This window comes from Streptomyces hyderabadensis (assembly GCF_020404845.1).
GTDB lineage: Bacteria > Actinomycetota > Actinomycetes > Streptomycetales > Streptomycetaceae > Streptomyces > Streptomyces hyderabadensis.
Genome location: NZ_JAIOJZ010000002.1, coordinates 92,657 through 105,480 on the forward strand (window position 1 = coordinate 92,657; position 12,824 = coordinate 105,480).

A 12,824-nucleotide genomic window follows, 5' to 3' on the forward strand; every position below is an offset into this window, starting at 1 on the left:
CCGCACATGTCACGGCCCCGCGTCCCTGGGGCGTTTATCCTTGCGCCAGTTTCAGGGCGTACTCGGGGTACCACTGACCCGCCTTCGGGCCGCCCTTGCACTCGCCGTCGGACTCGCCGGGGCGCTTGACCCACAGGTAGGCGTCGACCAGGGGGTCGGCCGTCTTGGTCGTCGGGGTTTCGCCCAGGGCCCGGCCCGGGGGGTTGCACCAGCGTTCGTCCGGGGCGCCCTCGGTGTAGGGGCCGTTGCCGTTGCGGCTGGTGTCGATGACGAAGTGCTTGCCGCCCACCTTGGCGGAGAGCTGCTTGCCGTAGGCGAGGGAGTCCTCGGTGGTGTAGAAGTTCGACACGTTGACCGCGAAGCCGTCGGCCTGGTCGATGCCGGCCCGCTTCAGGGGGTCGAAGATCTGGTCGGGGTGGCCCCAGCCGGCGTTGCCCGCGTCCAGGTAGACCTTGGTGTTCTTCAGGGCGCCGAGCTTGGCGACCGCGCCCTTGAGGAGGTCGTAGCGCTCCTCGTGGAACTCCTGCGGGGTGCAGCCGTCGACCAGGTGCAGCACCGCGTCCGGTTCCAGGACGACGGTGGCGGCGCGGTCGCCGATGCCCTTGGCCACCCCGTCGACGAAGGCGCGGTAGGCGTCGCCGTCGGCGGCGCCGCCGCCCGAGTACTGGCCGCAGTCGCGGTGCGGGATGTTGTAGAGGACGAGCAGTGCGGTGCGGCCGGCCTCGTCGGCGGCCTCGGTGAAGCCGCGGGCCTGCTCCTCGGGGTTCTCCGGGCTGATCCACTCGCCGGTCGGCTGCTGGGCGATCTTGCGGATCTGTTCGGCCTGGTCCTTCTTGCCCGCCTCGGTGAGCGACGCGACCTGCCGTGCCGCGGTGCCGTCGGGGTTGACCCAGAACGGGTCGGTCTCCTTGGGCTGTTGCGTGATCCCGGCGCCCGCGCCCTTGTCGTCCCCGCCGTCACCGGACGAGGAGCAGCCCGCGAGCAGCAGGGCCGCCGCCCCCAGTGCCGCGGCCGACGCAGCCCGCCTCCTGGACATGTTTCCGGCCGGCTTGCTGCCGTACATCCAACCCCCCTGGGTGCACTGTTACGAGGCTCAATCCTGACATACGCCGCCTGCGCCCACGCGGTTCCCGGGTGCGGTCCCCGGGTCCTGTGCTAGGGCGTGCCGGAAGCGGTTCCGGTCAGGTAGGCGGAGACGACGACGTTGGCCGTGTAGGTGTCGGTCGTCCGGTCGAAGGTGCCGCCGCAGGTGATGAGGCGCAGTTCGGAGCGCTCCGTGTCCCGCGGCCCGTAGGCCTGCTGGGCGTCGAAGCCGTCGCGGGTGAGGACCTGGACGTCGTCGACGGTGAACTCGGCGACCTCGGTGTCCTCGCGGACCACCCGGATCGTCTCGCCGGGTTCCAGGGTGCTCAGCTCGTAGAAGACGGCGGGCCGGGTCTCGGTGTCGACGTGGCCGACCATCAGGGCGGTGCCGGCCGCTCCGGGGGTGACGCCGGCCGCGTACCAGCCGACGGAGCCGGGCCGGTCGAAGGGCGGGGGTTCGATGGCGCCCTTGCCGTCGAGGCCGCGGGCCACGACGGGGGCGTCGATGCCGAGTCCGGGGACGTCGAGCCGCTGCGGGCGGGCCTCGTCGAGCGGTGCGTGGGCCGGCGGCAGGGGGACGTCGGGGGGCCGGCCGGCCGCCGCCATGTCGCCGGTGGCGGGCCGGGATATGCCCTCGCGCACATCGGTGGCCTCGCGGCCCCACAGCCACAGCCCGAGGAGCAGCACCGCCCAGGCGATGCCGGTCACCAGGCGGCCGCCGGGGGCGGCGGTCTTCGGTGCGGTGTCCTGCTCGTCCTGTCCGGACATGGTCAGTCCGTCCCGCGGCTCCGGCTGCGGACGCTGCGCAGCGCGACGGCGACGGCGGCGATGCCGGCGAGCACCAGGCCGGTCACGGTGTGCGCCGTGCCGGGCGGCTCGGAGCGGGCCTGCTCCCCGCTGTCGGCGGCGGCCAGCCGGGCGGTGCCGCCGCCGCCCGCGTCGACGGGGGCGACGGGTGAGGCGGGCGCGGTCGGCCGGGTGTCCGGGCGCCGGTCCCCGGCGACGGTGATGGTGCCCTTGCGGGCCTGGTCGCCGCAGGTGACCTGTACGGCGTAGGCACCGGCCTGCACGCTGGTGCGGACCCGGCTGGAGCCGACGAGGACGCCGTCGCCCGCGGCCAGGCCGAGCCGTACGTCCGACTCGAAGGCCGCCGACACGGCGACGGCAGTCTTCTCCGTGCAGTCGGGCACGCGCAGCGTGACGTCGGTGCCGGGGGCGGGCGAGGACGGTGTCACCGAGACACCGCCGCCGTCCGCCGCCTGGGCCTGGGCGGCCGGTGCGCACAGCGCGCAGGCCAGCGCGGCTCCGGCACAGAGTGTGACCTTCAGTGAGCCCATCGTGTACCTCCAGTTACCTGGAGGCTCCCCCGCGTGACCGGCCCCCGCATCCCGCGCGGGGGCCGGTTTGCTCCGTTCGGGTCATCCGGGGACGGCCGGCGTTTCAGATCCGCTCGACGAGGTCCGCGATGGAGTCGACCACCTGGGAGGGGCGGTACGGGAAGTTCTCGACCTGCTCGGGCTGGGTGAGGCCGGTGAGGACGAGGAAGGTCTGCATCCCGGCCTCCATGCCGGCCAGCACGTCGGTGTCCATGCGGTCGCCGATCATCGCGCTGGTCTCGGAGTGGGCGCCGATCGCGTTCAGCCCGGTGCGCATCATCAGCGGGTTGGGCTTGCCGGCGAAGTACGGCTGCTTGCCGGTCGCCTTGGTGATCAGCGCGGCCACCGCGCCGGTCGCCGGGAGCGGCCCCTCGGTGGAGGGGCCGGTCTCGTCGGGGTTGGTGCAGATGAAGCGGGCGCCCGCGTTGATCAGGCGCACCGCCTTCGTCATGGCCTCGAAGGAGTAGGTGCGGGTCTCGCCGAGGACCACGTAGTCGGGGTCGTGGTCGGTGAGGATGTAGCCGATGTCGTGCAGGGCGGTGGTCAGACCGGCCTCGCCGATGACGTACGCCGAGCCGCCGGGCCGCTGGTCGTCCAGGAACTGGGCGGTGGCCAGCGCCGAGGTCCAGATGGACTCGATCGGCACCTCCAGGCCCATGCGGCGCAGCCGGGCGTGCAGGTCGCGCGGGGTGTAGATCGAGTTGTTGGTGAGGACCAGGAAGGGCTTGCCGGATTCGCGGAGCCTCTTGATGAAGGCGTCGGCGCCGGGGATCGGCACGCCTTCGTGGATGAGGACCCCGTCCATGTCGGTGAGCCACGACTCGATGGGCTTGCGGTCTGCCATGTGCGGGTCTCCTGCCTGCGCGGTCCTGCGTGCGCTCCAGCCTAGACAGTGCCGGATCTTGAGGGAACGGCCGTCTCGGCTTCCGGAAGGCCGCTCAGCTTCCGGTGGCTTCCTTCCAGGCGTCGATGTAGGAGGTGAGGTTCTCCTCGATGTCGTTCCAGTCCGGTTCGAAGACCTCCACGCCGTCCATCAGCTTGGTCAGGGCGATGGCGTTGGCGTCGGTGGCCTTGACGTCCTGGCGGGCCGCGAAGCCGCCGCCGATCTCGCTGACCTGCCGCTGTGCCTGCCGGCCGAGCAGGTAGTCGAGGAGCTTGCGGCCGTTCTCGGTGTGCGGGGCGTCGGTCACGAGCCCGGCCGCGTAGGGCAGGGCGAAGGTGGTGGGCTTTCCGCCCTCCCGGGCCGGGAACCAGATGCCGAGGTTGGGCATGGACTTGGACTGGGCGTAGTTCATCTGGACGTCGCCGTTGGCGACGAGGAGTTCGCCCTTGTCGACCTTGGCGGCGAGCTTGCCGGTGGAGGCGGACGGGCCGACGTTGTTGGCCTGGAGCTTCTTCAGGTACTCCATGGCGGGCTGCTCGCCGCCGAAGTCGTGCATGGCCTTGATGAGGACGGCGGTGCCGTCGCCGGCCACGCCGGGGGTGGAGTACTGGAGCTTGTTCTTGTACTTCGCATCGAGCAGGTCCTCCCAGGTGGCCGGGGCCTGCTTCAGCTCCTTCGTGTTGTGGACGAAGCCGAAGTAGTTGTTGACGACGGCGGTCCAGGTGCCGTTCGCGGCCTTGTCGGCGCCGCTGACCTGGTCGGCGCCCTTCGGGGCGTACTTCTGCAGCAGGCCCTTGGTGTCGGCCTGCTGGATGAAGGGCGGGAGGGTGACGAGGACGTCGGCCTGCGGGTTGCGCTTCTCGCGGACGGTGCGCTGCACCATCTCGCCGGAGCCGCCTTCGACGTACTCGACCTTGATGCCGGTCTCCTTCTCGAAGTCCTTGAACACCTGGTCGTACCAGCCGTCGCCGTTCTCGCCCTTGAGGCCGTCGGCGCTGTAGACGGTGACGACGTTCTCGTCGGAGGCGGCGGAGGTGCCGGAGCAGGCGGTCAGCGGGATCGCCAGGACGGCGAGGGCGGCGAGCGGCTTGAGGGCGTTCCTGGGCATGGCGAGGTGAACTCCTTGCGTGTCGGGGCGGTGGTGCTTCGGCGTTCAGCGGTACGAGGCTCTGGTGCGGATCCGGGAGACGGCGAGCAGCACCAGCAGGGTGGCGGTCATGAGGACCACGGCGACGGCGGAGCCGGTGAACAGGGCGCCGCGGTCGGTGGCCGCGTAGATCAGGACGGGCAGCGGGGTCCAGTCGGGCGGGTACAGCATCATCGTGGCGCTCAGCTCGCCCATGGACAGGGCGAAGCAGAGCCCGGCGGCGGCGGTCAGGGACGGCAGCAGCAGGGGCAGCTTCACCCGCCACAGGACGTACGCCGGTGTGGCTCCCAGGGACGCGGCGGCCTGCTCGTAGGCCGGGTCGAGGCGGGCGAGGGCGGCGGACACGGACTGGTGGGCGAAGGCGGTGACCAGCACGGAGTGGGCGATGATCACGATCCAGCGGGTGCCGTTGAGCAGCATCGGCGGCTGGGAGAAGGCGACCAGGGTGGCGAGGCCCACGACGACCGAGGGCACGGCCAGGGGCAGCACGAACAGGGCGTCGAGCGCCTTGCGGTGCCGCCGCTTCAACGCCGCCGCGGCGAGCGCCGCCCAGGTGCCGGTCGCGAGGGCGAGCAGGCTGGCGGTGGTGGCCGTGACCAGGCTGGTGGTGAGCGCCTGGAGGGCCTCGCCGCGGGTGGCCGCCTCGTAGTGGGCGGTGGTGAGGCCGGAGGGCAGGACGCTGGACCAGTGGGTGGCGAAGGAGGCGCCCAGGACCACGAGGAGCGGGAGGGCGAACAGGGGCAGGAAGAGGACGAGGAAGACCGCCCACACGGCCCACCTGGCGCCACGGCTATGCACCAGCACGGCGGCTCACCACCCGGTAGAGGCCGTAGAGGCCCACGGAGATCAGGACGTTGACGACGGCGACCACGCAGGCGCCCGGGTAGTCGGACTCCAGGATCGCCTTGCCGTAGACGAGGGTCGGCAGGGTCGTGACGCCCTTGGCGCCGGTGAACAGGACGATGCCGAACTCGTTCAGGCACAGGACGAGGACCAGGCTGCCGCCGGCCGCGAGGGCGGGCAGCGCCTCCGGCAGGATGATCCGCCGGACGATGCGCGGCGCGCGGGCGCCCAGCGAACTGGCGGCCTCCAGCTGCCCGGGGTCGAGCTGCGAGAAGGCGGCGAGCAGCGGACGCATCACGAAGGGCGTGAAGTACGTGATCTCCGCGAGCAGCACGCCCCAGGGCGTGGTGAGGAACTGGAACGGCCCCTGGTCCGCCCCGGTCAGGTCGGTCCACGCGCCGTTGGCCATGCCGACCGTGCCGTAGATGAACAGCAGGGCGAGCGTGATCAGGAAGGACGGGAAGGAGAGGAAGACGTCGATGAAACGGGAGACGGCGCGGGCCCCGGGGAACGGCACGAAGGCGATGACCAGGGCGAGCACGAACCCGAGCACCAGGCAGCCGGCGGTGGCCGCCACCGCGAGCCACACGGTGGTCCACAGCGCCTCGCGGAACGCCGACGAGGCGAAGACGTCGGTGTACGGCTCCAGTGAGGTCCCGCCGGTGTCGGGCTGGAACGACTGCCGGACGACGAGGGCGAGCGGGTAGAGGAAGACGAGGGCGAGCACAGCCACCGGGGGAAGGGCCCACAGGGGCGCCGTTCTACTCCTCACCGGTGCTCACCCCCGCGGGCAGCAGCACCGCGTCCTCGGGCGCGAAGTGCAGGGTCACCGGCTCCCCGTGCACCGGCGGCGCCTTCAGCTCGCGCACGTCGGCCATGACCCGGTGCCCGGCCACGTCGACGTACAGCCGGTGCGTGGCCCCCCGCCACTGGATCTCCCCCACCGTCCCGGTGAGCCGGTTGGGCCCGTCGCCGAGCCCGACCAGGTGCGGCCGTACGCACAGGGTCGCCGACGCGCCCCGGGCGGCCCCCGTCGTGTCGACCTCGATCTCCGCGTCCCCGAGGGACACTCCCCCGGACCCGACCGTCACCGGCAGCAGGTTCGCGCCGCCCACGAAGGACGCCGTGAACGCGTCGGCCGGCGCCCGGTACAGCTCCCTCGGCGTCCCGCACGCGCGCAGTCTCGCCTGGTCCATCACCGCGATCCGGTCGGCGAGGGTGAGCGCCTCGACCTGGTCGTGGGTGACGTAGAGGATCGTCACGTCGGGCAGCTCGCGGTGCAGCCGGGCCAGTTCGGCGAGCATGCCGGAGCGCAGCTGGGCGTCGAGGGCGGACAGCGGCTCGTCGAGGAGCAGGACGTCCGGCCGGACGGCGAGCGCGCGGGCGATGGCGACGCGCTGCTGCTGGCCGCCGGACAGCTCGCGGGGGTGGCGGCGGGCGTAGGCGCCCATGCCGGTCATCTCCAGCGCCTCGGCCACCCGGGTCCGGATCTCGGCCCTGGCGACCTTGCGGGCCTTCAGTCCGAAGGCGACGTTGTCCGCCACCCGCATGTGCGGGAACAGGGCGTACTGCTGGACGACCATGCCGATGCCGCGCCGGTGCGGGGGCAGGGCGGTGACGTCGCGGTCGCCGAGGAACACCCGCCCGGAGGCGGGCCGTACGAACCCGGCGACCGCCCGCAGCGCGGTGGTCTTGCCGGATCCGGACGGCCCGAGCAGCGCCATGACCTCGCCGGGTTCGACGGTGAGGTCCAGGGCGTCCAGGACGACGTTGCCGTCGTAGGCGACGGTGACGTGGTCGAAGCGGATGCCGCCGGCCGGACGCGGGGCCATCAGCCGGCTCCGCGCAGGAGGGCGGGCAGACCGGCGACGGAGTCGAGCACGTGGGTGGCGCCCGCCTCGCGGAAGGCGTCGTCGCCGTGCGCCCCGGTGCGCACCCCGGCGACCAGGCCGGCGCCGGCCCGGACACCGCTGAGCACGTCGTAGGAGGTGTCGCCGACGACGGCGACCTGGTGGACGCCGTCGGCCGCCTTGGTGCGCAGGAACGCCTCCAGCACCATGTCCGGGTACGGCCGTCCGCGGCCGCCCGCGTCGGCGGGGCACAGGGTGAGTGGCACCAGGTCCTGCCAGCCGAGGGCGGCGAGGACGGCGTCCTGGGTGACGCGGGCGAAGCCGGTGGTGAGGACGACGGTGCGGCCGTCGGCGGCCAGCTCCTCGACGGCCTCGCGGGCGCCGGGGACCGGGGCGACGAGGCCGCCGTCGACGAGTTCGCCGTACGCCTTCTCGAAGGCGGTGTTGGCGTGCTGGGCGCGGTCCTCGTCGCCGAACAGGTGGCGGAAGACGGAGATCTTGGACTCGCCCATGGTGGCGCGCACGTAGGCGAGCTTCTCGGCGTGGTCCGGGGTGCCGGGTTCGACGCCCAGCTCACGGGCGGCGGCGTCGAAGGCACGCTCGACGAGGCCGCCGTCGGCGACGGTGGTGCCGGCCATGTCGAGGACGACGAGGCGGATGTCGGGGGTGGTCGTGGTCATCAGGGGGTTCACCAGCCCAGTTCGTTCGCGGTGGTCTCGGCTATCGCGGGTGAGCAGGTCATGCCGCGCCCGCCGGGCCCGGTGACCAGCCACACGCCGTCGCGCACCCGCTGCCGGTGCACGACGCGGCCCGGGTCGGTGCACTGCGCGTACACCCCGGCCCAGCGGCGGCGGACCCTGGGCAGCGGGCGGCCGAGGAGGGACTCGACGACACCGGTGAGGTGCTCGTAGGGGTCCTCGACGGTGTCGAAGGCGAAGGGGTGCTCGTACTCGTGGGTGTCGCCGATGGTCAGGCCGCCGTCGGCGCGCTGGACCATCAGCAGCTGCATCCGGTGCTCGGCGGCGGTGGCGGGCTGCGGCTGCCGGGCGTTCAGCTCGTCCAGGGCGGGCGAGCCGTACGCGGGGTAGTAGCGGAAGCTGTCGGCGTCGGCGACCGAGGTGGTGAGCGGTTCGCCGAGGGGGTCGGTCTGCATCATCTGGAGCCGCACCCGGCGCACCGGCAGGTCGGGGCCTGCCAGTTCGCGCACCAGGCCGCCGAGCCAGGCGCCGGTGGCGAGGACGACGGCGTCGCCGGTGTGCGTGTCGCCGTGGTCGTCGCGGACGGCGTGTTCGCCGACGACGTCGCGGACCTCGCGGCCGGGCAGGAAGGTGTAGCGCGGGGACTTCAGCAGTTCGGCGCGCAGGGCGAGCTGTGCGGTGCGCGGTTCGACGGCGGCGTCGCGCTCGCAGTGCAGGGCCGCGTCGAAGTCACCGCGCAGGGCGGGGTTCAGGGCGCGGGCCTCGCCGGCGGTGAGCAGCTTGTGGCCGCGGGCGGCGGCGTCCGGGCGGGCCACGGCCGCCTCGGCGACGGCCAGCTCCAGGCCGCCGCGCAGGGGGGTCAGGGAGCCGTTCGGGCGGAAGCCCAGCGCCGGGATCCGGGCGCCGATCTCCTCCCACAGCTCCCGGGCCCGCAGCGCGGTCTCCAGCTCCTCGCCGCCCGCGCGGCCACTGACCCAGATCTGGCCGAAATTGCGCAGGGAGGCGCCGCGGGCCTCGGTCTCGCGCTCGATCTGTACGACCTCGTGGCCGCGGTTCACTGCGTGCCAGGCGTGCATGGTTCCCACCACGCCGGCTCCGACGACTATCACTCTCACGACCGCCACGCTCCTTGGCATCGGGGAACCGGAGGAATCCGGCTGACAACGAGAGCGTGAACTGGTCATCACGTTTGGGCTAGACCCGTTATCTTTTCGTTACTCCTGTGGGCTCGGGGGAGGCGGTGCTTTTCAGCCGCGCAGATGGGTGGTGAAGGAGAAGCGGTCACCCCGGTAGAGGGTGCGCACCCGCTCCAGCGGGCGCCCCTGGGTGTCCCGCGACACGCGGTGGATGAGCAGCATCGGCAGGGCCGGCGGGGTGCCGATGAGCAGGGCCTCGCGCGGGGTGGCGAGCACGGTCTCGATGCGTTCGTCGGCGTCCCCGAAGGCGATGCCCTGCTCGGCGAGGTGGGCGTAGAAGGACGAGTCCGGGTCGAAGGCGGTGTCCAGGTCGGGGACTCGGGCCACGGCGACGTAGGTGCTCTCCAGGCCGACCCGCTCGTCGTCGGCGAGCAGCACGCGTTCCAGGTGCCAGACGGGCTCCCCGCGCGTGAGACCGGTCTCGGCGGCGAGCGCGTCGGGGCACGGGAAGCGGTCGAGGGTGACGAGCGCACGGCCGGGGGTACGGCCCTGGCGCCGGACGCCCTCGGTGTAGCTGGCCAGGGACAGCGGCTGCGCCAGCTTCGGCCCCGCGACCACGGTGCCGCGCCCCTGCCGGCGCAGCTTGCCCTCCAGCACGAGTTCGCGCAGGGCCTGCCGCACGGTCTCGCGGGCGACCTCGTAGCGCTCGGACAGGTCCCGCTCGGTGGGGATGGCGCTGCCCTCCCCCAGCTCGCCGACGAGCCGGTCGATCCGCGCCTTGACGGCGTAGTACTTCGGCACCCGCCCGTGCTCGGGAATCCCGGAGCGAACGGGGGCACCCGGGGCCTGGTCGTTCGGATAGTCCACGCAGGGATGTTCGCAGACGCGGGTGACGAGCCGAGTACCCACCGGCGCCTCCTCAGCCGGTCTCGCCCCGGCCGAAGAGCGGGGCGAGGAGGAGTTGGGCGGCGCCCTCCGCGACCGCGCGGGGGCCGCCCGGGGCGAGCCGTACCGGTACGGCGCCGTCGTGGCCGCCCTCGCGGCGGGCGCGGGCGTCGAGGACCGCGCCGACGCCGTGCACGAAGGCCCCGGGCGCGGCGGCGACGGTACGGCCGCCCAGCAGCACCAGGTCGATGTCGAGCAGCCCGGCGAGGTTCGCGGCGCCCGTGCCGAGCACCCTCGCCGCCTCCGCCAGGTCCCCGCGGGCGACGGCGGCGAGGCACAGGGCCTCTATGCAGCCCCGGGCGCCGCAGGTGCAGGGCGGCCCGTCGAGCTGGACGACCTGGTGCCCGAACTCCCCGGCGCCGGTCCGGGCGCCCCGGTGCACGCCGCCGCCGAAGACGAGACCGGCGCCGAGTCCGGTGCCGAGGTGCAGATACGCGAAGGTGCCGTCCCCGGCGCCCGCGCCGCCGACCGCGAGGCCGAGCGCCGCCGCGTTGGTGTCCTTGTCGACGACGACCGGCACGCCCAGCCGCCGCTCCAGCGCCTCCCGCAGCGGGTAGCCGTCCCACCCCGGGAAGCCGGTGATCCGGTGCAGCACCCCGCGGACGTGGTCCAGCGGCCCCGGCAGGGCGACGCCGAGCCCGAGCAGGGTGGGAGCGGCGGCGAGTGCGGCGCCCGGCACCCGGGCGGCCTCCGCGACGAGATGCCCCAGCCCCTCCGCCGCGAGTTCCGCCGCGGCCCGCGCCACCCCCTCCAGCACGGTCTCCGCCCCCGCGCCGAGGTCCAGCGGAGCGCACCGCTCCGCCACCACCGTGCCGTCGAGGTCGACCAGCACCGCCCGCAGCTCGTCGCGGTCCAGGTGGACGCCGAGGGCGTGGCCCGCCCCGGGCACCAGACGCAGTACCGTGCGCGGCTTGCCGCCGGTGGACGCGCGGCGTCCGGCCTCGGCGGCCAGGCCCTCGTCCCGGAGCCGGGCGGTGATCTTGCTGACCGCCTGCGGGGTGAGCCCGGTGCGCTCGGCCAGTTCCAGCCGGCTGATGCCCTCGGCACCGGCGGTGCGCAGCAGGTCGAGCACCAGGGCGGTGTTGTGACTGCGCAGGGCGAGCAGGTTCGCGCCACCCGTCCCCGTGCCCGCGCCCCCGCCGCCGATCCGCGCGCCTTGGCCGTTGCTCCTGTTCACTCCCCCATTGTCCCCGGCGCTTGCACTTTGGCAACAGCGTTGCGAAAGTAGGAACCATGACTGGTACTCCTCCCGGCAATCCCCCGCTGCGCGTCGGTCTCGTCGGCTACGGCCTCGCGGGTTCCGTCTTCCACGCCCCGCTGATCGCCGCCACCGAGGGCCTGGCCCTGGACACGGTCGTCACCTCGAACCCGGAGCGGCAGCAGCAGGCCCGCACCGAGTTCCCGGACGTGCGCACCGTCGCCACGCCCGACGAGCTGTTCGACCGGGCCGGCGAGCTGGACCTGGTCGTCGTCGCGTCCCCCAACAAGACGCACGTACCGCTCGCGACGCGGGCCCTGGAGGCCGGTCTGCCGGTCGTGGTGGACAAGCCGGTGGCGGGCACGGCGGCCGAGGCCCGCACGCTGGCGGCGCTGGCCGAGGAGCGCGGCCTGCTGCTCTCCGTCTTCCAGAACCGCCGCTGGGACAACGACTTCCTCACCCTGCGCCGGCTCCTCGCCGAGGACGCGCTGGGCGAGGTGTGGCGCTTCGAGTCCCGCTTCGAGCGCTGGCGGCCGAAGCCGAAGGGCGGCTGGCGCGAGTCCGGCGACCCGGCGGAGATCGGCGGGCTCCTGTACGACCTCGGCAGCCACGTCGTCGACCAGGCCCTGGTCCTGTTCGGCCCGGTCACGCAGGTGTACGCGGAGTCCGTGGTCCGGCGCGCGGGCGCGGAGGCGGACGACGACACGTTCCTCGCGCTCACCCACGCGAACGGCGTCCGCTCCCACCTCTACGTCTCCTCCACCGCCGCCCAGCTCGGCCCCCGCTTCCGGGTGCTCGGCTCGACGGCCGGCTACGTCAAGCACGGCCTCGACCCGCAGGAGGCGGCGCTGCGCGAGGGCAAGCGGCCGGGCCCCGGCTGGGGCGAGGAGGACGAGTCGCTGTGGGGCCGGGTCGGCTCCGGGGAGTCACCGCTGACCGGCGGCGGCCAGGTGGCGCCGACCGTCGCGGGCGACTACCCCGCGTACTACGCGGCGGTGGCCAGGGCCCTGCGCGAGGGCGGCCCGAACCCGGTGGACGCGCTGGAGGCGGCCGCCGCCCTGGACGTGCTGGAGGCGGCCCGCCGGTCCGCCCGCGACGGAGTGGTGGTGTCCCAGTGAGCACGGCACCGACGACCCCCACCGTGGCGGAGCTGGAGGAGCAGGAACGCCGGCTGGTCTTCCGCCGGTTCACCCACGACGACGCCTGGGCGCTGGGCTCCCTGCTCGTCGAGCTGGCCCGCGAGCGCGAGGCGCCGGTCGCCGTCGACATCCACCGCGCGGGACAGCAGCTCTTCCACGCCGCGCTGCCCGGCTCGACGCCGGACAACGACGCCTGGATCGCCCGCAAGCGCCGTGTCGTGGAGCGGTACGGCTCGGCGTCGTACCTGGTCGGCTCCCGGTTCCGGGCCAAGGGCACGACCTTCGAGGAGTCCTCGCGGCTCGACCCCGACACCTATGCGGCGCACGGCGGCTCCTTCCCCGTCACCGTCGCCGGTGTCGGCGTCGTCGGCGCGGTGACGGTCTCCGGGCTGCCGCAGCTGGAGGACCACCGGCTGGTCGTCGAGGCCCTGGAGCGGTTCCTGGGCGAGTAGCCCGACCGGCCCCGGCGGATGTGGTCCGGGAATCAGCGGTGGGTACCCGTGGTTGTCAGGCAGACACCCACGAC

14 protein-coding genes are annotated in these 12,824 nt (G+C 73.6%); 2 read left to right on the top strand and 12 right to left on the bottom strand.

Features of this window, described 5'->3' with window-relative positions:
- Window positions 1-34 precede the first annotated feature (34 nt).
- The 12 genes from K7854_RS02685 to K7854_RS02740 all read right to left on the bottom strand — a co-directional run bounded on the left by K7854_RS02685 (window position 35) and on the right by K7854_RS02740 (window position 11,138).
- Window positions 35-1,063, bottom strand: coding sequence for a glycoside hydrolase family 6 protein (locus tag K7854_RS02685; RefSeq protein ID WP_226024712.1), 1,029 nt, complete (start codon window positions 1,061-1,063; stop codon window positions 35-37).
- 92 nt (window positions 1,064-1,155) lie between these two features.
- Window positions 1,156-1,851 (bottom strand): class F sortase, encoded by a 696-nt coding sequence (locus K7854_RS02690; RefSeq protein ID WP_226024713.1) that lies wholly within the window; start codon window positions 1,849-1,851, stop codon window positions 1,156-1,158.
- Between the two features lie 2 nt (window positions 1,852-1,853).
- The gene (locus K7854_RS02695) at window positions 1,854-2,420 is read right to left on the bottom strand and encodes a hypothetical protein (protein WP_226024714.1); all 567 of its coding nucleotides are present in this window, start codon (window positions 2,418-2,420) and stop codon (window positions 1,854-1,856) included.
- A 103-nt stretch (window positions 2,421-2,523) separates the two neighbouring features.
- Entirely contained in the window at window positions 2,524-3,303 is a 780-nt protein-coding gene (locus tag K7854_RS02700; RefSeq protein WP_226024715.1) for an HAD-IIA family hydrolase, read from the bottom strand.
- A 94-nt stretch (window positions 3,304-3,397) separates the two neighbouring features.
- Complete coding sequence (locus K7854_RS02705) at window positions 3,398-4,450, bottom strand: 2-aminoethylphosphonate ABC transporter substrate-binding protein (protein WP_226024716.1); 1,053 nt, start codon at window positions 4,448-4,450, stop codon at window positions 3,398-3,400.
- Between the two features lie 45 nt (window positions 4,451-4,495).
- The gene (locus K7854_RS02710) at window positions 4,496-5,293 is read right to left on the bottom strand and encodes an ABC transporter permease (RefSeq protein ID WP_226024717.1); all 798 of its coding nucleotides are present in this window, start codon (window positions 5,291-5,293) and stop codon (window positions 4,496-4,498) included.
- On the bottom strand, window positions 5,280-6,104 hold the full coding sequence (locus K7854_RS02715; RefSeq protein WP_226024718.1) for a 2-aminoethylphosphonate ABC transporter permease subunit: 825 nt from the start codon (window positions 6,102-6,104) through the stop codon (window positions 5,280-5,282). The genes K7854_RS02710 and K7854_RS02715 overlap by 14 nt, the downstream gene beginning before the upstream one ends.
- A complete protein-coding gene (locus K7854_RS02720) occupies window positions 6,094-7,164 on the bottom strand; it encodes an ABC transporter ATP-binding protein (RefSeq protein ID WP_226024719.1) in 1,071 nt (356 codons plus the stop codon). Before K7854_RS02720 ends, K7854_RS02715 begins: the two co-directional genes overlap by 11 nt.
- On the bottom strand, window positions 7,164-7,862 hold the full coding sequence (locus tag K7854_RS02725; protein WP_226024720.1) for an HAD family hydrolase: 699 nt from the start codon (window positions 7,860-7,862) through the stop codon (window positions 7,164-7,166). The genes K7854_RS02720 and K7854_RS02725 overlap by 1 nt, the downstream gene beginning before the upstream one ends.
- 8 nt (window positions 7,863-7,870) lie before the next feature.
- The gene (locus tag K7854_RS02730) at window positions 7,871-9,016 is read right to left on the bottom strand and encodes a TIGR03364 family FAD-dependent oxidoreductase (protein ID WP_226024721.1); all 1,146 of its coding nucleotides are present in this window, start codon (window positions 9,014-9,016) and stop codon (window positions 7,871-7,873) included.
- A 111-nt stretch (window positions 9,017-9,127) separates the two neighbouring features.
- On the bottom strand, window positions 9,128-9,883 hold the full coding sequence (locus K7854_RS02735; protein WP_226024722.1) for a GntR family transcriptional regulator: 756 nt from the start codon (window positions 9,881-9,883) through the stop codon (window positions 9,128-9,130).
- 52 nt (window positions 9,884-9,935) lie between these two features.
- Window positions 9,936-11,138 carry an ROK family transcriptional regulator gene (locus K7854_RS02740; RefSeq protein WP_372480986.1) on the bottom strand — a complete coding sequence of 401 codons (1,203 nt, stop codon included), beginning with the start codon at window positions 11,136-11,138 and terminating at the stop codon, window positions 9,936-9,938.
- 56 nt (window positions 11,139-11,194) lie between these two features.
- On the opposite strand from K7854_RS02740, the gene K7854_RS02745 reads away from it, so the two are divergent.
- On the top strand, window positions 11,195-12,277 hold the full coding sequence (locus K7854_RS02745) for a Gfo/Idh/MocA family oxidoreductase (RefSeq protein WP_226024723.1): 1,083 nt from the start codon (window positions 11,195-11,197) through the stop codon (window positions 12,275-12,277).
- Window positions 12,274-12,750, top strand: a complete 477-nt coding sequence (locus K7854_RS02750) for a heme-degrading domain-containing protein (protein WP_226024724.1) — start codon at window positions 12,274-12,276, stop codon at window positions 12,748-12,750. Before K7854_RS02745 ends, K7854_RS02750 begins: the two co-directional genes overlap by 4 nt.
- The last annotated feature ends 74 nt before the right edge of the window (window positions 12,751-12,824 follow it).

Excerpts from the sequence above, each read along its gene's own strand:
- K7854_RS02685 (WP_226024712.1), bottom strand. The coding sequence starts at position 1,063 with ATGTACGGCAGCAAGCCGGCCGGAAACATGTCCAGGAGGCGGGCTGCG.
- K7854_RS02690 (WP_226024713.1), bottom strand. The coding sequence starts at position 1,851 with ATGTCCGGACAGGACGAGCAGGACACCGCACCGAAGACCGCCGCCCCC.
- K7854_RS02695 (WP_226024714.1), bottom strand. The coding sequence starts at position 2,420 with ATGGGCTCACTGAAGGTCACACTCTGTGCCGGAGCCGCGCTGGCCTGC.
- K7854_RS02700 (WP_226024715.1), bottom strand. The coding sequence starts at position 3,303 with ATGGCAGACCGCAAGCCCATCGAGTCGTGGCTCACCGACATGGACGGG.
- K7854_RS02705 (WP_226024716.1), bottom strand. The coding sequence starts at position 4,450 with ATGCCCAGGAACGCCCTCAAGCCGCTCGCCGCCCTCGCCGTCCTGGCG.
- K7854_RS02720 (WP_226024719.1), bottom strand. The coding sequence starts at position 7,164 with ATGGCCCCGCGTCCGGCCGGCGGCATCCGCTTCGACCACGTCACCGTC.
- K7854_RS02725 (WP_226024720.1), bottom strand. The coding sequence starts at position 7,862 with ATGACCACGACCACCCCCGACATCCGCCTCGTCGTCCTCGACATGGCC.
- K7854_RS02730 (WP_226024721.1), bottom strand. The coding sequence starts at position 9,016 with ATGCCAAGGAGCGTGGCGGTCGTGAGAGTGATAGTCGTCGGAGCCGGC.
- K7854_RS02745 (WP_226024723.1), top strand. The coding sequence starts at position 11,195 with ATGACTGGTACTCCTCCCGGCAATCCCCCGCTGCGCGTCGGTCTCGTC.